The 17,262-nt window shown below is 61.1% G+C and carries 16 protein-coding genes; 11 read left to right on the forward strand and 5 right to left on the reverse strand.

What is annotated here, in order from left to right:
• Positions 1-7: 7 nt before the first annotated feature.
• Together A6070_RS01225 and A6070_RS01230 are read right to left on the reverse strand one after the other, a co-directional pair.
• Positions 8-997, reverse strand: coding sequence for a beta-ketoacyl-ACP synthase III (locus A6070_RS01225; protein WP_072286691.1), 990 nt, complete (start codon positions 995-997; stop codon positions 8-10).
• A gap of 292 nt (positions 998-1,289) precedes the next feature.
• Positions 1,290-3,701 carry a mechanosensitive ion channel family protein gene (locus A6070_RS01230; RefSeq protein WP_072286692.1) on the reverse strand — a complete coding sequence of 804 codons (2,412 nt, stop codon included), beginning with the start codon at positions 3,699-3,701 and terminating at the stop codon, positions 1,290-1,292.
• Between the two features lie 214 nt (positions 3,702-3,915).
• On the opposite strand from A6070_RS01230, the gene atpD reads away from it, so the two are divergent.
• The 9 genes from atpD to A6070_RS01275 all read left to right on the forward strand — a co-directional run bounded on the left by atpD (position 3,916) and on the right by A6070_RS01275 (position 10,851).
• Positions 3,916-5,337, forward strand: coding sequence for a F0F1 ATP synthase subunit beta (gene atpD, locus A6070_RS01235; protein ID WP_072288076.1), 1,422 nt, complete (start codon positions 3,916-3,918; stop codon positions 5,335-5,337).
• On the forward strand, positions 5,334-5,717 hold the full coding sequence (locus A6070_RS01240) for a F0F1 ATP synthase subunit epsilon (protein ID WP_072286693.1): 384 nt from the start codon (positions 5,334-5,336) through the stop codon (positions 5,715-5,717). Before atpD ends, A6070_RS01240 begins: the two co-directional genes overlap by 4 nt.
• Positions 5,714-6,082, forward strand: coding sequence for an AtpZ/AtpI family protein (locus A6070_RS01245; protein ID WP_072286694.1), 369 nt, complete (start codon positions 5,714-5,716; stop codon positions 6,080-6,082). Before A6070_RS01240 ends, A6070_RS01245 begins: the two co-directional genes overlap by 4 nt.
• Complete coding sequence (locus A6070_RS01250; RefSeq protein ID WP_072286695.1) at positions 6,069-6,356, forward strand: ATP synthase subunit I; 288 nt, start codon at positions 6,069-6,071, stop codon at positions 6,354-6,356. The genes A6070_RS01245 and A6070_RS01250 overlap by 14 nt, the downstream gene beginning before the upstream one ends.
• 96 nt (positions 6,357-6,452) lie before the next feature.
• Positions 6,453-7,145, forward strand: a complete 693-nt coding sequence (locus A6070_RS01255; protein WP_072286696.1) for a F0F1 ATP synthase subunit A — start codon at positions 6,453-6,455, stop codon at positions 7,143-7,145.
• Positions 7,146-7,341: 196 nt separating this feature from the next.
• Positions 7,342-7,626: a F0F1 ATP synthase subunit C gene (locus tag A6070_RS01260; RefSeq protein WP_072286697.1), complete on the forward strand. Its 285-nt coding sequence runs from the start codon at positions 7,342-7,344 to the stop codon at positions 7,624-7,626.
• Between the two features lie 3 nt (positions 7,627-7,629).
• Complete coding sequence (locus A6070_RS01265; protein WP_072286698.1) at positions 7,630-8,409, forward strand: F0F1 ATP synthase subunit B family protein; 780 nt, start codon at positions 7,630-7,632, stop codon at positions 8,407-8,409.
• Positions 8,406-9,971 (forward strand): alternate F1F0 ATPase, F1 subunit alpha, encoded by a 1,566-nt coding sequence (locus tag A6070_RS01270; RefSeq protein WP_072286699.1) that lies wholly within the window; start codon positions 8,406-8,408, stop codon positions 9,969-9,971. The genes A6070_RS01265 and A6070_RS01270 overlap by 4 nt, the downstream gene beginning before the upstream one ends.
• A complete protein-coding gene (locus A6070_RS01275) occupies positions 9,943-10,851 on the forward strand; it encodes a F0F1 ATP synthase subunit gamma (protein WP_072286700.1) in 909 nt (302 codons plus the stop codon). Before A6070_RS01270 ends, A6070_RS01275 begins: the two co-directional genes overlap by 29 nt.
• Here the strand turns inward: A6070_RS01275 and A6070_RS01280 are convergent.
• Positions 10,844-11,152 carry a ferritin family protein gene (locus A6070_RS01280; protein WP_072286701.1) on the reverse strand — a complete coding sequence of 103 codons (309 nt, stop codon included), beginning with the start codon at positions 11,150-11,152 and terminating at the stop codon, positions 10,844-10,846. The two genes, A6070_RS01275 and A6070_RS01280, sit on opposite strands and share 8 nt — an antisense overlap.
• Before the next feature lie 222 nt (positions 11,153-11,374).
• On the opposite strand from A6070_RS01280, the gene A6070_RS01285 reads away from it, so the two are divergent.
• Positions 11,375-12,541: a radical SAM protein gene (locus tag A6070_RS01285; RefSeq protein ID WP_072286702.1), complete on the forward strand. Its 1,167-nt coding sequence runs from the start codon at positions 11,375-11,377 to the stop codon at positions 12,539-12,541.
• Between the two features lie 59 nt (positions 12,542-12,600).
• On the forward strand, positions 12,601-13,101 hold the full coding sequence (locus A6070_RS01290) for a methylated-DNA--[protein]-cysteine S-methyltransferase (RefSeq protein ID WP_072286703.1): 501 nt from the start codon (positions 12,601-12,603) through the stop codon (positions 13,099-13,101).
• Here the strand turns inward: A6070_RS01290 and A6070_RS01295 are convergent.
• Positions 13,088-16,159: an efflux RND transporter permease subunit gene (locus tag A6070_RS01295; RefSeq protein ID WP_072286704.1), complete on the reverse strand. Its 3,072-nt coding sequence runs from the start codon at positions 16,157-16,159 to the stop codon at positions 13,088-13,090. The genes A6070_RS01290 and A6070_RS01295 overlap by 14 nt on opposite strands.
• Complete coding sequence (locus A6070_RS01300; RefSeq protein ID WP_072286705.1) at positions 16,156-17,259, reverse strand: efflux RND transporter periplasmic adaptor subunit; 1,104 nt, start codon at positions 17,257-17,259, stop codon at positions 16,156-16,158. Before A6070_RS01300 ends, A6070_RS01295 begins: the two co-directional genes overlap by 4 nt.
• Between the last annotated feature and the right edge of the window lie 3 nt (positions 17,260-17,262).

Genomic DNA, 17,262 nt, shown 5'->3' on the forward strand with positions numbered 1-17,262 from the left:
GGTGGCCTTACAGCCGGATAATGCTCGATCCCCAGGTGAAGCCGGCGCCGAAGGTCACCAGGCCAACCAGGTCGCCCTGTTTGAGTTGTCCGTTGCGGCGGGCTTCATCCAGGGCGATGGGGATGGAGGCGGCCGAGGTGTTGCCGTAGCGGTCGACGTTGATGTAAGTCTGTGCCTCGGTCAGGTTGAGTCGTTTGCCGAGGGCTTCAATGATGCGCAGATTGGCCTGATGAGAGATGACCAGGTCCAGGTCCTCGATGCTGAGGCCGGCACGTTTCAGGGCCTTTTTCATGGTTCGGGTCATACACAGCACGGCATGCCGGAAGACTTCGCGGCCTTCCATGCGCATCGTATGAAGTTTCTCCTGCACATTTTCGATGGTGGGAGGATTCAGGGAGCCGCACCCCGGGTTGTAAAGCAGACCGCTGAAGTTGCCGTCGGCACCGATATCGGTGGCAAGAATGCCGCGTTGTTCCCGTGCCGGTCCCAGCACCACGGCGCCGGCACCGTCGCCGAACAGAACGCAGGTGTTGCGGTCTTCCCAGTTCACCATTGATGTGAGAACTTCCCCGCCAATCACCAGAATATGTTTGTGAACGCCGGACTGGATCAGGCTCTGGGCAAGTTGCAGGCCGTACACAAAACCGGAACAGGCAGCGCTGAGGTCAAAGGCAGCGGCGTTACCGGCACCGAGAAGGGTCTGCACAAAGCAGGCGGTGGCGGGAAATTTCATGTCACCAGTGACGGTGCCGAGGATGATGAGATCCACATCCTTGGCGGCAAGCCCGGCGTCCTCCAGGGCTTTTCTGCCGGCTTCCGCGGCCAGGCTTGAAAGGGGCGTGCCCGGTTCGACGATATGGCGGGTGCGGATGCCGGAGCGTTCGACAATCCAGGCATCGGTGGTATCGACCATTTTTTCGAGGTCGGCATTGGTCAGAATCTTTTCGGGGATGGCGCGGCCGGTACCGAGGATCATGGCGCGCTTGCTGTTGTCCATACGGGTCCCTCCTGATTGGATCGTTTCCGCCGGGAAACGGTTGCTTGCCTTGCCGGCCTCGATCTTCGGGGCTGACTGCTGCTGAGATTGATGCCGGCCAATGCTTTGAGGCTCAATCAACGCCTGGCATCGGCATGCGGCGGCCGGGCGTCATGTCGGGCCGCACCTCTGTCTTGTTTCGCAAAGAAAGTGCCATCGATAAACAATCCGGCACAAAATAGCATGTTTGCCAGTGCTGCTCAAGGTATACAAGAAGGCCGGCGGCCGGGGTCCGGCTGCCGGTTGCCAGGAATCATCCATCTTTTCCGGGTTGGCCGGACAAGTTCAAGGACCGCATAATCCCGGCATCCACCGAGCGCAGGTGCAAATCGTGCTGCGGGAAGGGGATTTCGACCCCTTCCTCTCGAAAGCGCCGGTCAATATACAGCAGAAGATCGTTCCTGATAGTCAGGCGGTCGTTGACGGAGGTGGCCCAAACGCGCAGTTCAAAGTCCAGGGAGCTGGCGCCGAAGGCCGTAAAGATGGCAGAGGGCGGAGGTGAATCAAGCACCTTGGGGTGAACCTGTGCCGCGTCGTAAAGAATGCCAAGCACTTTTTCGAGTGGACTGCCGTATGCGACTCCGACCGGCACCACGATGCGGCTCTGTTCGCTGGACAGGGTCCAGTTGGTGACCTTTTCCGAGACCAGAAGGGAGTTGGGTACGATGACTTCCGACAGGTCGAAGGTTTCAACGGTGGTGGAGCGCAGTCCGATTTTGCGTACCGTGCCCCATTCTCCGTCCAGAACGATCATGTCGCCAATCTTGATCGGCCGCTCGAACAAAAGAATCAGGCCGCTGATGAAATTGTTGACGATGTTCTGCAGACCGAAACCGATGCCGATGCCGAGTGCGCCGGCGAGCACCGCGAAGCTCTTCAGGTCGATCCCGGCGAGGCCCAGGGCCATGAAGATGCCGAAGGCGAGAATGGCATAGTTCAACAGTTTGTTGATGGAATCGCGCACGCCGCGATCCACCTGTCTGCGAGGGAACACCTCCTCTTCGAGAAGGCTGCGCAGCAGCCAGGAAATGAAGATGGCGACATACAGGGCACTCAGGCCGACCAGCAGCATTTTGACGGAAACCGTTTTGTCCCCCAGCACGACTCCTGCCGTTAGAATGGCATGCCAGGCTTCACCTACACTGTCGAAAAAATGCCAGGCGACCAGCAGGTACAAGGCGGTCTGGATGCCGACTACAAGAGGTGCCAGGTGCCAGAGCCGGTTCTGAAGTTCCTGCCCGTGGCGCCTGAAAAACCGCTGCCTTTTGAAAAAACGCAGCTTTCCGAGCAGTTGCAGGCCGTTTTTCAGCACGCGCAAAAGCAGAGCCGCAAGAAGGAGGGCGAAAACCGTTTTCAAACCGGCATGCAGCAGATGTTCGGCAAGATTGCCATAGCCTGCCGCCAGGATCAGAAATGTCGCTCCGAGAAAAGCCGCGCCAAGTTTTAGGAGAGTGCTGAAACGCTGCTGGCGACCGGGGCTGTCGCGACGGACCTGCGCTGCAAACCATCGCAGCGCGATGCCGCCGGACAGGCACACGCCCGCAATGAACAGACTGTAAAGGGGCGCAGGCAGCGAAAGGGTGCGCACCCCCAGAGACAAAAAGTAGGCCAGGGCCAGCAGCCGGACAACCTGCCGTTGCAGCGGGTTGTCCAGAATTTCCATGATCAGGGGTACGGCTGAAAACACGGCGATGCCCGCCAGGATCAGCATCCAGCCGGCTGGGGCATGCGCATAAAAGGGGCTGAACACAATGGTTGCCAGAAACAGCCCCGTCGAAAACGGGTGCCGCGAAACAAAGGGGGCCGCCGGACTTTGCGGATGGCGTTTGCGGTGAGTGCGCAGAAGGCAGGCGATAACCGTCGCCAGAATCAGGTGCAAGGCAATCTGGCTGCCCCGGCTTTGCCAGAATGCACGGTTGAAAAACTCAAGTTTCGTCAATCCGGTACCGATGCTGCTGAACAGGCCGGCATGAAGCTGCCGGTAAAAATCGGGATTCAGAAAGGAGGGATGACTACGCTCAAAAAGCTGGTTTTTCCGAACCGCCAGAAGCTCTTCGATGTGATCGATGCGGTCGGACACGGGGATTTGCAGTGCCGTGAGTTGCTGTTGCATGGCAAACAGTTGCGGTGCCGTCTGTTTAAGAACATTGAGTGCGGTTTCCACTGTCTGGCGGGCTTCGGAAAATGCCTCGGCGGATGCCTGCATACCGGCGGCGGGCAGGGTATTCAGCCATTCATCCCAGAATTGCCGCTTATTGCTCCATTCATCCCGCAACACCTCGATTTCCGACAACCGCATGAAAAGATCGTCGAGTATCCGGGAGATTCGATCCCGGTCCGCGATCAGGGCAACGCGGGCCTGCTGCAGGTTGTCCAGCGACCATTCCCGCGGCGGACCGAGGATGGCCTCACGCTCCGCCCATTGCTGCGGCAGACTTTTCAGCCCGGCCAAGGCCTGAGTGACCGGATCGAGAGCGCCAAGTCGCTCCATCCGGCTTTCCAGCGCCGCTTTTTCTTCCTTGAGTTTTGCCAGGCGCGGATAGACTTCCGCCACTTTCGGCATCACGGTTGCCGCCGGTGCGGCGGTCGGTTGGGGGTCGGCTCCGGCCGGCGCGGCAAGCAGTATGCAGGCGCCCAGCAGACAGCAGAAGGTTGTAAATTTCATGCGGCACCTCGGGAAGAAACAGGTCCGGTTTTTTCGCCAGGCGCCATTCTAGCATGTGTCCAACGCTTTGCCAGTGTTTTGTGCCGCCGGTCGGATGGGAGGGCCGACCGGACCGGACGCCGGATAAAAATCTGGTAAAATGAACAGGCTGGTATCCTTCCGGAACCTGCGGATGGATACAGGCTATGCGGCATTTTGCGAAAGAGGCACTTACATGAAGGCACAGGCGGCACCACCAGGCACGGTTGTAGCTGTTCGAGGCGGGGTGATCGACGCGCGGTTCGAAAACGGTTTGCCGGCACTCAATGCGCTGCTGCGGGCGGGCGCCAGGGATGAGGTGGTGGTGGAAGTTGTGCTGCATCTCGACGATACCCATGTGCGTGGCAATGTGCTGACACCGATTCAGGGGCTGGCCTGCGGGGACGCCATCCGGGACAGCGGCGCCCCGCTGCAGGCACCGGTGGGCGAGGCGATTCTGGGGCGCATGTTCAACGTTTTCGGTGAGCCGATCGACCGCCGCAAAGCTCCCGAAAACTGCAGCTGGCGATCGGTGCTGGCCAAACCGGCCGAACTGGCGAAGCGATCCGCCGCCGCCGAGGTATTCGTCACCGGTATCAAGGCCATCGACGTGCTGGCGCCCCTGGAACGGGGCGGAAAGGCCGGGTTGTTCGGTGGTGCCGGCGTCGGCAAGACCGTACTGATTACCGAACTGATTCACAATATGGTTGGCCAGCATGAAGGGGTTTCGCTGTTCTGCGGCATCGGTGAACGGTGCCGTGAGGGCGAGGAACTCTACCGGGAGATGCGTGAAGCGGGGGTGCTCGACAATACGGTGATGGTCTTCGGCCAGATGAACGAGCCACCCGGTGCCCGCTTCCGCGTCGGATTGACCGCCCTGACCATGGCCGAATATTTTCGCGACGATCTGGGCCGGGACGTGCTGCTGCTTATCGACAATATTTTTCGTTTCATTCAGGCCGGCATGGAAATATCCGGCCTGCTGGGACTGATGCCATCGCGTCTCGGTTACCAGCCGACCATGGGTACCGAACTCGCCGAGTTGGAGGAGCGCATTTCCAGCACCCGCCAGGCGGCGATCACCTCGATTCAGGCGGTGTACGTGCCGGCCGACGACTTCACGGATCCCGCGGCCGTGCATACCTTTTCGCACCTCTCCGCGTCCATCGTGCTGTCGCGCCGGCGTGCCAGCGAGGGGCTCTACCCGGCTATCGATCCCCTTGCGTCCAATTCCAATATGCTCAATCCGCGCATTGTCGGCGAGCGGCATTACCGGCTGGCCCAGGAAATCCGCCGCACCCTGGCAACCTACGAAGAACTCAAGGACATCATCGCCATGCTCGGCCTGGAGGAATTGTCGCGGGAGGATCGCCACACCGTGTTTCGCGCGCGGCGTCTGGAACGGTTTTTAACCCAGCCGTTTTATACCACCGAGCAGTTCACCGGCATGCAGGGCCGTACCGTTTCTCTGGATGCCGCGCTGGACGGCTGCGAGGCGATTCTCGACGATGAGTTTTCCGACGCACCGGAAAAACTGCTTTACATGATCGGTGATATCGAGGAGGCCCGCAGCCGCCTGCGCGCGCGCGAAGTCGGCAGCCAGGGGGCTGAATCATGAGGCTTCAGGTACAGACGCCGGTGGGCAATGTCCTGGACTGTGTGGTGATCAAGGTGGTCAGCGAAGGATTGCGTGGCGCCTTCTGTTTGCGACCGCGGCATGTCGACTTGGTGACGCCGCTGGTTCCCGGCCTGCTTTATTACGAACTGGCGGAGCAGGATCGGGGCCGCTATCTGGCCGTGGACCGGGGGTTGCTCGTCAAGCGCGACGATCTGGTGTCGGTGGCGGTGCGCAATGCGGTTGCCGGTGAAAATCTGGAAGATCTGCTGGAGGTGGTGCAATCGCGGTTTCGTAATCTCGATGAACAGGAAAAACTGGTGCGCAGCGCCATGGCGCGCCTGGAATCGGATTTTTTACGGCGCTTCATGGAGTTGTCATGAACGATGTCAAGAACAGAACCTCCCGGCCAGGCCAGCAGTCGCGGGATGAGTTGCGCCGCCAGCTGGCCGCCAAACAGCAGCGCAAGCTGCGCGCCCAAAGGCAGCGGGAACGCAACGCCTGGTTCGGCCTGGGCATGTTCGGCCTGGTTGGCTGGTCGGTGGCCATTCCGGCGGTCGGTTTTACCGCCCTGGGAGTGTGGATCGATGCCCGGCATGGCGGCCCCTATTCCTGGACCCTGATGCTGCTGGTTATCGGCGTCGGTCTCGGCTGTCTCAATGCCTGGTTCTGGATCAGCCGCGAACGCAGGGAGATCGAAGCCGAGCACAACCGGCCGCAAGAGGAGGCTCCGGATGACTCCGACTGAGCCGGGCCGACTGTTTCTGGCACTGATTGCCGGACTGGTGCTGGGGGGTGCTTATTTTGGCGGCCTGTACCTGACCGTGCAGCGCCTGGCTCGGTCCTCCTCGCCAAAACTGCTGTTAACGGTCAGTTTCGGGGTCCGCCTGCTGACGGTGCTCCTGGCGTTCTACCTGCTTTCCGCCTGGGGTATCTGGGCCATGATGATTGCCATGGGGGGATTTATGCTGGCGCGCCTGCTCTGGTTGGGCATGCATTTTGTCGGGAAAAAACAAAAGTGACTCGGGGGCGGGTTGGAGTGCTGAGGACTGAGGACTGAGGACTGGGAGGTTGTTGGTAACGGAACGGGTCATAACGAATCTTCAGGATATATCTATATGGAAATAACACCTGACATCTTCATTTTTTGGCAAGGGTACGGCTTTAAGCTCAATGCCACTATCGTTGTTACCTGGCTGAACATGGCGCTGCTGACAGGTGGCTCATGGCTGATCACACGGCGGTTGCGCAGCGACGGGGGGGTGTCGCGCTGGCAGAATCTGCTGGAGGTGCTGGTCTCCGGCATGGAAAGCCAGATACATGACATGGGGCTGACGCCGCCGCGCGAGTTTCTGCCGTTTCTTGGCAGCCTGTTTGTGTTTGTGCTGTTTTCCAACCTGCTGTCGCTCATCCCGGGTTACATGGCCCCCACCGGTTCCCTGTCGACAACCGCCGCGCTGGCGATCTGCGTGTTTGTCGCAGTCCCTTTGTGGGGGATTCAGCGCCGCGGCCTGGCCGGATACCTGCGGTTGTACATCAAGCCTTCGGTGTTCATGCTGCCTTTCAATCTCATGGGCGAGGTGTCCCGCACCCTGGCTCTGGCCGTGCGTTTGTTCGGCAACGTCATGAGCGGCAGCATGATCGCTGGCATCCTGCTGTCTATCGCGCCTCTGTTCTTCCCGGTGCTGATGCAGCTGCTGGGCATGATAACCGGGGTCATCCAGGCCTATATCTTCGCTGTTCTGGCAGCCGTCTATATCGCCGCCGCGGCGCAGTTGGAGCAGCAGCGGGAGGAAAGGGCCAATACCTGAGGTTCAAGGTTGAAAGCCAAAGATGAAAGGTTAAAGGCCAAAGGGGAAAGGGGCAAACCTGGAAATTTCGGTGGTCCGGAGTCTGCGGAGATGACAACGGATATTATTAGCTGACCGCAACGGACAAGGAATGCCGGCGATTTCCTTGCACCTTGCACCTTGCACCTCGAACAACCCAACAAAAGGGGATGAAAGCATGGATTATCTTGCATGGGTGGCTGTAGCGTCCATTCTGTCTTCGGGGATCTGCATCGGTATCGGCGCCATCGGTCCCGCTCTCGGTGAGGGTCGAGCCCTGGCGCAGGCGCTGTCGGCGCTGGCGCAACAGCCGGATGAGGCCAACACCATCACCCGGACCCTGTTTGTGGGGCTGGCGATGGTTGAATCGACGGCTATTTACTGCTTCGTGGTTTCCATGATTCTGATCTTTGCCAATCCGTTCTGGCAGTTTTTCCTGGCAAGGGCCGGAGAAGGAGGCTGATCCGTGCTTATCGACTGGTTTACGGTGGCGGCCCAGGCAGTCAATTTCCTGATCCTGGTGGCTCTGCTCAAGCGGTTTTTATACGGACCGATCCTGCGCGCCATGGATCGCAGGGAGGAGCGGCTGTCAACCCGTTTTGAAGAAGCGGAAAGCAAGGTGAACGAAGCCCGGCAGCTCGAGGAGCAGTATCGCGGCCTGTTGCAGGAATTGGAAGAAGCGCGCGGGGTTCGGCTGCGGCAGCTGGAGGAAGAGGTCGAGGACCAGCGTCGCAAGCTGCTTGCCGATGCCAGAAAGGAGGCGGCCGAGGTGCGCGGTGGCTGGTTGCAGAGTATTCGCGAGGAGCGGGATGCTTTTTTCACCGAGCTCAGAATGCGGGTTGGAGGGGAAATGCTCAAGGTTGCCCGCAAGTCCCTGGGGGATCTGGCCAATGCCGAACTGGAACAATTGATGGTTGCCCGGTTCAGGGAGAGGCTGGCGACCCTTGACAGCACCGCGCGGGAGCAGGTCGCCAGGGCGGCGGGTGAAGGTGGGGTTTCGGTGCGCAGCCCCTTTACTCTGCCGGAGGCCTTGCGCGAGCAATTGTCCACCGGGGTTCGCGGTGTTTTCGGGCAGCAGGTGTCCATGGATTTCAAAGACCGGGAGGAGATGCCCCTGGGGATTGAGCTGAGCGTGGGCGGACTGAAGCTGTCATGGGGCGTGGACAGCTATTTCGAGCAGTTGGAAAAGGAGGTTGCCGCCCTTTATGATGGCCAGTCCCTGCCGGCGGCGGAGGAACCGCCATGAAAAGTTCGCCGTCTTTGACCGCACTGCTGGGCAGCACCTTCGATGCTCTGGATCGGGCCCTTGAGGAGTTTTCTCCCGAGCTGGTGCTGCAGCATGTCGGCTGGGTAGAGTATGTCGGCAAGGGGATCGCCCTGGTTGGCGGGCTGACGGGCGTGCAGTGCGAGGAGCTGCTGGCGTTTCCCGGAAACCTGGTGGGGCTGGCGCTGGATGTCCAGGAACAGCGGGTCGGCGTGGTGCTGCTGGGCGATTACGGTCATCTGCAGGCCGGGGACGAGGTGCGCCGCACCGGCAGGGTTTTTGACGTGCCGGTGGGGGAAGGTCTGATAGGACGGATAGTGGACCCGGTCGGGCGCAGTCTCGACGGTGTTAAGACGGTGGCTTTCCAGCGTCGTCTTGCGGTGGAACGTCCGGCTCCGCCGATCATGGACCGGTTGCCGGTGACCCGGCCCCTGATGACCGGCATCAAGGTAATCGATGCCCTGATTCCCATCGGGCGCGGTCAGCGCGAGTTGATCCTGGGCGACCGGCAGACCGGCAAAACCGCCATTGCCGTCGATACCATCATTAATCAGCGGGACAAGAACGTTCTGTGTGTTTATTGTGCCATCGGCCAGCGCGCTTCCAGCGTTGCCGGGGTTGTGGCCGAGTTGCGTAACAGCGGGGCCATGGCCTATACCGTTGTGGTGGTGGCCGAAGGGGATGCGCCGCCGGGTTTGCAGTATATCGCGCCCTATGCCGCCACCAGCATGGCCGAGCATTTCATGGAGCACGGCCGCGACGTGTTGATTGTCTATGATGATCTGACCCGTCATGCCCGGGCCTATCGCGAAATTTCGCTGTTGTTGCGGCGGCCGCCGGGGCGCGAGGCGTTTCCCGGCGATATCTTCTATGTTCATTCGCGGCTGCTGGAACGCGCCACCCATCTCGGTGAGCCGCGCGGCGGTGGAAGCCTGACCGCTCTGCCGATCATCGAAACCGAAGCACAGAATCTTTCGGCCTACATTCCGACCAACCTGATCTCCATCACCGATGGACAGATCTATCTGTCGCCCGAGCTGTTCCAGAAAGGGTTGCTGCCGCCGGTGGATGTCGGCAAATCGGTTTCCCGCGTTGGCGGCAAGACCCAGTTGGCCGCTTACCGGGCGGTTGCGGGTGATTTGCGCCTGACCTATGCGCAGTTCGAGGAACTGGAAGCCTTTGCCCGTTTCGGCACACGGCTCGATGAAGAGACCCGGCAGGTGCTGCATCGTGGCCGCCGCATACGCGCCATTCTCAAACAGCCGCAATACCGGCCCCGAACCGCGCCGCAGCAGGTCATGGTGCTGCATGCACTGAACCGCGGTGTATTCGATGCCGTGGCGGAGGCGCGCCTGGCCGAGGCGGAATCGGCGGTCTGCGATATAGTGACGGAACTGCCGGAAATCGGAAAACGCATCTTGAGTAACGAGGCGCTTTCGGCAGAGGACCTGAATGCCATGCACGACGCCGCGCAAAAGGCGGCGCGGCCTTTCGCCATAACCGGGGAGGATCGGGATGCCGGCGCTGCAGCAGCTGCAACGTAAAATTCGAAGCGCCGCCGACCTGCACATGGTGGTGCGTACCATGAAAGCGCTGGCGGCGGTCAGCATCCGCCAGTACGAGGATGCGGTGCGCGCTCTGGATGGTTATTACGAAGCGGTGGAACTGGGGCTGCGGGCGGTGCTGCGGGATCATCCGCTGGCGGGTTGCGCGCCGCAGAGTGTTGCTACCGTGGCGCTGATTCTAGGTTCGGATCAGGGTATGGCCGGCCGTTTCAACGAAGCCATGCTTGACTTCGCCGTCGATTGGCTGCGACGCGACGGCAACCGCCAGGAAACGGCGGAATGCTGGGTTGCCGGCGAAAAGGCCGCCGGTGGCGCCGAGGAGAGGTTCGGAAAGGTCGACGCCTTTTTCGTCCTGCCGACCTCAGTGCAGGGCATTGCCGCCATTGTGCAGGAGGTTCTTTTGCGCTACGAAAAGCGCAACACGCAGGGGCTCTGCCGGCTGCTGCTGTTTCACAACCGGCCCCTCGCCGCTGCCGCCTATGAACAGCAGTGCCGGCTGCTGATGCCGCCAGACGAAAACTGGTTGCGGCAGATGGCCGGGCAGAGATGGCCGGGGCGCTGCCTGCCCATGGTTCCGGCACCCTGGCAGGAGGCCTTCCCAGCGCTGATCAGCGAGTACCTGTTCGTGACGCTGTTTCGCGGCTTTGCTACCTCGCTGGCGGCGGAAAATGCGGCACGGCTTGCCGCCATGCAGCGGGCCGAAAAAAATATCGAGGAACTTCAGGCAAATCTGCAGGCCCGCTACCACACCTTGCGTCAGACGGTGATAACCGAGGAGCTGTTCGATATCATTTCCGGATTCGAGGCCCTGGGTGGTGCCCAGGGCCCCATGGCGAAAGCCAAAAAAACGACTACTTGATACCCATCTTTTCCATGATTTCCTCGACCTCTTCGAAACCTTCTTCGTAAAGCTCTTCCTCTTCGGGCGCCAGGTGTTTCAGCAGGCGCAAGAACTCGCCGGCGTGCACCCGCTCTTCATCCGCGATGTCCTTGAGTACCTCGATGGCCAGTTTGTCGTCTGTGGATTCGGCCAGCTGCATGTAAAGCTGCACGGCCTCGTACTCGGCGGCGATCATGTAGCGGATGGCGCGGATCAGTTCCTGCTTGGTCAATTTTTTTTCACGGGCGTTTCCGGCGAACGGGTTGGCGAATTCAGGCATGGCATGTTCCTTTCGTTGAAGGTTCAAGACCAAAAACAGAGCTGCGGCCTTATGTGTTCGTTGCGATCGGCGGACCGCCGCAGTGCACGAGTCGCAATGATCTTCTCTTTATGGTTGATAACCGATCGATCCGGGATGTCAAGCCGCTTTGCGCTGAAAAGCAAGGTTTCCGCAAGAGTGCCTTTGTCCGGTTGTCCGTGTTATCATGTTTGCGAGGTGGACATGAAAGAACCGTTGCAAGTATCGGAATCCGAAAAATGGCATTTCGAACAGGGTCCTGTCCGGCCTCCGAGCGAGGCCCGCAGCCTGCTGCTGCGTGTCAGCCGGCACTGTCCATGGAACCGCTGTACCTTCTGTCCTCTTTACAAGGGGAAAGCGTTTTCCCTGCGTTCCGTGGAGGACATCCGCCGGGACATCGATGTCGTCGCCCGGCATCTCGACACGCTGCGGGAGCGTCTGGCCGGGGACAGACTGGATGCTTCCGTGCTTGCGTTATGGCGGGATCACCTTCCCGCCGCGGAAAGGGCGCCTTTCTGGGCTGCGGCACTCTGGCTGAGCGGCGGTTTAGAGTCGGTATTTCTGCAGGATGCCGACGGTCTGATCGCCGGCCCGGTGCAGTTGCGGGCGATCCTCGATCATCTGCGCAAAACCTTCCCCTGGCCCTTTCGCGTTACCGCTTACGCGCGCTCCAAAACGGTATTACGTTATCGCCCGGAAGACCTTTTAGCCCTGCGCCAGGCAGGCTTGTCGCGCCTGCACATCGGCCTGGAGTCGGGCTGTGACACCGTGCTGCGGCAGGTATGCAAAGGCGCCAGCCGTGCTGAGCATATCATGGCCGGCCGGCGGGTCCGGCAGGCTGGCATCGAGCTGTCCGCCTATGTCATGCCGGGTCTGGGAGGCAGAAACCTGTCGGAACGCCATGCCCGGGATTCCGCAAGCGCCCTGTGTGCCATCGATCCGGAATTTATCCGTCTGCGCACCCTGGCCATCCCCGGCGGCGTGCCCCTGGCGCAGGAATGGCTTAGCGGCCGCTTTGAACTGTGTGACAGCCGGGAGCTGGCTCGGGAATTGCTGTTGTTTCTGCAGTCGCTCGATGCGGCCCACGGCGAACTGGTCAGCGACCATGCGCTGAACCTGTTCGAAGATCTGTCGGGCCGGCTGCCCAAGGATCTGCCACGGCTGCGGAGCATGGTTGAGGCGTTTCTTGTCCTGCCCGACGAGCGGCGTTGCCTGTATCTTGTCGGCCGCCGCGGCGGCGTGCTGCGTGGCCTGGCGGATCTGCAGGATCCCGGCAGGCAGGCGGCGGCCGCGGCGATCTGCCGGAAACTGGGCGCCACGCCGGACAATGTCGAGGAGATCTGCAGGCTGTTGATGCAGCGTTTGATCTGAATCGTCGCCTGGCCAGGGAGCAGCCGGCGAACTTGTCGTCAAGGAAAGGGTGTCGACTTATGACTCATACCTGTACCATCGATACGCCGTTGGGACCCATGCTGGCGGCTGCCAAAGGCGGCAAGCTAGCGGTGCTGAATTTTCTCGGCCAGAAACACTTTGCAGCCGGCATGAATGATTGGTTGAAGCAGCCCGATGATCCCGTGCTGGTTGCTCTGCGGGCATGGCTCCAGGGCTATTTTTGCGGAGCGGCAACTGTCCCCGATGTTCCCCTCGATCCCGGAGGAACGCCCTTTCAGAAGACGGTATGGAGCATTTTGTTGCGAATACCCCGAGGAGCTACCACCAGTTACGGCGAAATCGCACGGGAAGTTGCCGAAAAAACCGGGATAGCCGCAATGTCGGCACAGGCAGTGGGTGGCGCGGTGGGACGCAATCCGATAGCTATCCTGATTCCCTGTCACCGGGTACTCGGCGCCGACGGCAGCCTCACCGGCTATGCGGGAGGGCTGGACAAAAAGCGGGCACTGCTGGCATTGGAAGGAATCACCGTGCCTTGAAACCCACCCTGAAGAACAGGCTGTAGAGCACCGGCACCACGCCGAGGGTCAGTGCGGTGGCGAACAGCAGGCCGAAAATAATGGCGATCGCCATCGGTTCCCACAAAGGGCCGCCGCCGAGCCACAAAGGCAGCAGGCCGCCGATGGTGGTGGCGGTGGTCAGCAAAATGGGCCGCAGCCGGCGCATGGCCGCTTCGATTACCGCGCGCTCTGGCGGCAGGCCGTTCTGCTCGATTTCAATGTCGATGCGATCGATAAGCACGATGGCGTTGTTGATAACGATGCCTGCCAGTGACACCACTCCCAGCAGGGTCATGAAGCCGAAATAGCTCCCCGTGAGCAGCAGGCCGGCGGTCACGCCGATCATGCCCAGGGGGATGGTCAACAGGATGATCAGCGGGCGGCGCAGGGAGTTGAACTGTCCTACCAGTAAAAGCACCACCAGCAGACCGGTGATGGGCAGATTGACGTTGATCGATTCGTTGGCCTTGCCCGAGGTTTCCAGTTCACCACCCATTTCGTATTTGTAGCCGAAGGGCCAGCCGCGCTGTTCCTTCTTCAGCCAGTGGTCCAGTTGCCGGGCGATGGCGATGGCGTTGCCGTTCGTGTCAAGGCCGGCTTCAACGGTAACGGTACGGCGCCGGTCGCGGCGCAGGATCTTGGCCGGTTGCCAGGCGATTTCGATATCAGCCACCTGTTTCAGGGGCACGGACTGCCCGGTGCGCTGCACGTAGATGTTGTGGGTTTCGAGCTTGCCGAAATCCTGGCGGTCGGCGGCCGTGGAGCGCAGGGTGACCGGGATGACTTCATCTGCTTCGCGGTACTCGGTGGTGGTGATGCCGCTGAGAATGGTCTGCAGCGATACCGCCACATCGCGGCTGGTCAGACCGGCGCGCAGGGCGCGGGGCTGGTTGACGCGCACCACCAGTTTTTTGGTGCGGGCTCCCCAGTCGTCCGTGATGTTGAGGATGCCCGGCATGCCCGCGAGATGCGCCTTGACTTTGTCGGCAATGCCAAACAGTTCTTCGCTGTTTTTGCCGGACAGGCGGATTTCCACCGGGTTGTCCACCGGCGGACCGAGGTTCAGAGGCCGGATGCGCGGATTGAGGTCGGGAAAGCGGCTACGACAGAAGGCTTCCAGACGCGGCATGGCGCTGTCGAGGAGGTGGCGGCGGGAGGTGCCGTTGACAAGTACATAGGCATATTCCGGGCTGGGCGGTTCCGGCTTGTAGGGGAGCATGAAGCGCGGCGCCCCTTCACCGATAAAGGCGACCCAGTCGGTGATCCCTTCACCTCCGTTTCCGGACGCCAGATCGGCGCCCATGAAATCCTCGATCTGTTGCACCACCGCTTCGGTTCGTTTAAGCGGCGTGCCCATGGGCAGGCGCAGTTCGGCACAGAAGATGGCCTTGTCGCTGGGCGGGAAAAAAGTCTTGGGGACCAGCCGCATGCCGAGCATGGCAGCCATGAACAGCACAACAATGCCGGCCACGCTCAGCCACCGGTGGCGCAGCAATGCCAGCAGTACGCCGTGATACCCGCGATAGAAACGGGACTGGAAATCAACGGCGCCGGCCTTGCTGTCGGGATGCAGGAAATGGCTGCACAGCAGCGGGGTCATGGTCAGCGACAGTAGCCATGAGCAGAGCAGGGTGATGGTGACCACTTTGAACAGGGGCGCCGTGTATTCGCCGGTGGAGGATTTGGCCAGAAAAATCGGCAGGAAGGCGGCCGCGGTGGTCAGCGACGAGGTCAGCAGGGGGATCTTGAGTTCCTGGGCCGAATCGATGGCCGCCTGCCGCGCCGGTTTGCCCTCCGCCATCTGCACCATGATCGATTCGCTCATGACGATGGCGTTGTCGACCAGCATGCCCAGGGCGATGATCAGGGATGCCAGTGACATCTGGTCGATGCCGATGTTGAAAAAACCCATCACCATCAGCGACATGATCATGGCCATGGGAATCAGGCTCGATACCACCAGCCCGGTGCGCAGGCCGAGAAATACCAGCATCACCGTCAGCACGATGGCCATGGCCTGCAGCAGGTTGCCGGTAAATTCCGAGACCTTGCGTTCGACGTGTTTTGGCTGGAAGGCCACCACATCGAAGCTGACGCCGATGGGGTAGGCCTCGTGAAAACGGTCGATGGCCTGCCGGACCTCCTCCCCGAGCTTGAGGATATCTCCTCCCTCGCGCAGGTGAAGGGCCAGGGTCAGTGCCGGCTGTCCTCTGTAGCGGACCTTGGCCTTCGGCGGGTCGATGTAGCCGCGGTGTATGCTGACGAGATCCTCCAGGTAGACCACGTCCCGGCTGCCCGGCACGTTGATGACAGTACGCCGCAGGTCTTCGACGGAATCGAAATTGCCCGTCGGTTCCAGCACGATCTGTTCCTTGTCGGTGAAGATTTCACCGCCGGGGATGATGATGTTGCGGGCTTCGAGGATGTTTTTCAGCAGCAGCGGCGACAGCCCCAGTTCGGCCAGCCGGGCATTGTTGTACTCCACGAAAATGCGTTCCTGCTGGATTCCCTGGATGTCGACCTTGGCGATTTCGTCACTGAGCAGCAGTTCGTTTCGGCAGTCTTCGGCGATCTGTTTCAGCTGCGCATAGCTGAAATCCTGGCCGGTGATGGTGATAATGGTACCGAAAATATCGCCGAATTCGTCATTGACGAAAGGCCCCACCACTTCGTCGGGCAGATCCCCGGTGGCGCGCTGCACCTTCCGACGCAGATTGTCCCATATGGGACGCATGTTCTTGTAGCGTTCCAGGATGTTGACGAAGATGACCGAGACGCCTGGTTTCGATTCGCTGTCAATGTAGTCGATCTCGGGGATTTCCTGGATGACCTTCTCCAGCTTGTCGGTAACCAGCTGCTCCACCCGCTCGGGGCTGGCGCCGGGGAAATAGGTCAGCACCTGCGCGGTGCGCACCACGAACCCGGGATCCTCGTCCCGGGGCAGGGATTTGAAGGAGAACAACCCGGCCAGGGCCACCACCACCAGGGCGACGTAGGTGATGCGGGTTTTGTCGAGTGCCGCGCGCGTGATATTCATGGCGCGGGCTCCGGCTCCGTGAGCAGTTTGACCTGTTGGCCATCCTGAATCAGGGCGACGCCGGCGGTGACGATGCGGTTGCCGTCCTTCAGACCGGAGACGATCTCGAGCCCTTCCGCGGACAGTTCCCCGACCCTTACCGGTTGTCTGCGGACCCGGCCCAGATTTGCCCCCTCGACTTCAAGGATGAACACGAAGCGCCCGGCGCGATCCTCGCCAACCGCCTCGGGAGGGACGAGAAAACGGGTGCCGCCTTCGGTCCTCTGGCCGAAGCTGAAAGCGACTTCCGCTGCCATGCCCGGCCGAATGGCCGGGTCGGCGCCGCTCAGGCGCACCGTGACGGGATAGGTGGTGGCGTAACTGGTGGCCGCCACGCCGACCTCGGTCACCTGCCCCTCGAAGACACGCTGCGGCAGGGCATCGAAGCGGATGGCTACCGCGTCGCCGCGCTCGATGCCGGCGATCAGGCTCTCCGGGATGGCGACACCGACCTCCGGTATGGCCCCGGCGGTGAGCAGCGCCACGATCTGGCCTGCCGCAACATTCTCACCGGCCTCGATCGGAACACTGGCGATGGCCCCGTTGACCGGCGCGGTGAGACGGGTATAGCGCAGCTGCGAGCGGGCCAGTTCCAGACGGGTCTCGCTTGCGCGTACCGCCGCGGTGGCCGATTCGCTGGCGGCACGGGCCGCATCGAGGTCGTTGCGGGAAGCATTGCGGTTTTCGTACAGGGCCCGCACCCGGGCATAGTTGGCTTCGGCGTTGCGTGCCTGGGCCAGGGTTCTGGCGAGAGCCGCCTGTGCCTCCTGTTTCTGCAGCTCGTAGTCGGTGGCGTCGAGGCGGGCGATGAGTTGTCCGGCCTGCACCCGGTCTCCGACTTTGACAAACAGGCCCTCGATGGCGCCGGGCACCCGGAAGGAAAGCCTGGACTCCTGGCCCGCTTTGGAAATGCCGGAAAACGAGCGCTGAATCTGTCCGCTGAAAGCCCTTACCGTCGCGCTGCGGACCGGACGCAGCGGGGGTGGCTGAGGCGGACCGTTGTCGTTGCAGGCCATGAGGCTGAGGATGATCGACAGAAAGGCAAGGTATCGGACGGGCATGGC

The sequence above is a fragment of the Syntrophotalea acetylenica genome (assembly GCF_001888165.1).
Classification (GTDB): Bacteria; Desulfobacterota; Desulfuromonadia; order Desulfuromonadales; family Syntrophotaleaceae; genus Syntrophotalea; species Syntrophotalea acetylenica.

What these genes read in the sequence shown, in the direction of transcription:
- A6070_RS01230 (WP_072286692.1), bottom strand. Translation starts at nt 3,701, where the DNA reads ATGAAATTTACAACCTTCTGCTGTCTGCTGGGCGCCTGCATACTGCTT.
- A6070_RS01290 (WP_072286703.1), top strand. Translation starts at nt 12,601, where the DNA reads ATGACTCATACCTGTACCATCGATACGCCGTTGGGACCCATGCTGGCG.
- A6070_RS01255 (WP_072286696.1), top strand. Translation starts at nt 6,453, where the DNA reads ATGGAAATAACACCTGACATCTTCATTTTTTGGCAAGGGTACGGCTTT.
- A6070_RS01260 (WP_072286697.1), top strand. Translation starts at nt 7,342, where the DNA reads ATGGATTATCTTGCATGGGTGGCTGTAGCGTCCATTCTGTCTTCGGGG.
- A6070_RS01270 (WP_072286699.1), top strand. Translation starts at nt 8,406, where the DNA reads ATGAAAAGTTCGCCGTCTTTGACCGCACTGCTGGGCAGCACCTTCGAT.
- A6070_RS01250 (WP_072286695.1), top strand. Translation starts at nt 6,069, where the DNA reads ATGACTCCGACTGAGCCGGGCCGACTGTTTCTGGCACTGATTGCCGGA.
- A6070_RS01285 (WP_072286702.1), top strand. Translation starts at nt 11,375, where the DNA reads ATGAAAGAACCGTTGCAAGTATCGGAATCCGAAAAATGGCATTTCGAA.
- A6070_RS01280 (WP_072286701.1), bottom strand. Translation starts at nt 11,152, where the DNA reads ATGCCTGAATTCGCCAACCCGTTCGCCGGAAACGCCCGTGAAAAAAAA.
- A6070_RS01225 (WP_072286691.1), bottom strand. Translation starts at nt 997, where the DNA reads ATGGACAACAGCAAGCGCGCCATGATCCTCGGTACCGGCCGCGCCATC.
- atpD (WP_072288076.1), top strand. Translation starts at nt 3,916, where the DNA reads ATGAAGGCACAGGCGGCACCACCAGGCACGGTTGTAGCTGTTCGAGGC.
- A6070_RS01300 (WP_072286705.1), bottom strand. Translation starts at nt 17,259, where the DNA reads ATGCCCGTCCGATACCTTGCCTTTCTGTCGATCATCCTCAGCCTCATG.
- A6070_RS01295 (WP_072286704.1), bottom strand. Translation starts at nt 16,159, where the DNA reads ATGAATATCACGCGCGCGGCACTCGACAAAACCCGCATCACCTACGTC.
- A6070_RS01275 (WP_072286700.1), top strand. Translation starts at nt 9,943, where the DNA reads ATGCCGGCGCTGCAGCAGCTGCAACGTAAAATTCGAAGCGCCGCCGAC.
- A6070_RS01245 (WP_072286694.1), top strand. Translation starts at nt 5,714, where the DNA reads ATGAACGATGTCAAGAACAGAACCTCCCGGCCAGGCCAGCAGTCGCGG.
- A6070_RS01240 (WP_072286693.1), top strand. Translation starts at nt 5,334, where the DNA reads ATGAGGCTTCAGGTACAGACGCCGGTGGGCAATGTCCTGGACTGTGTG.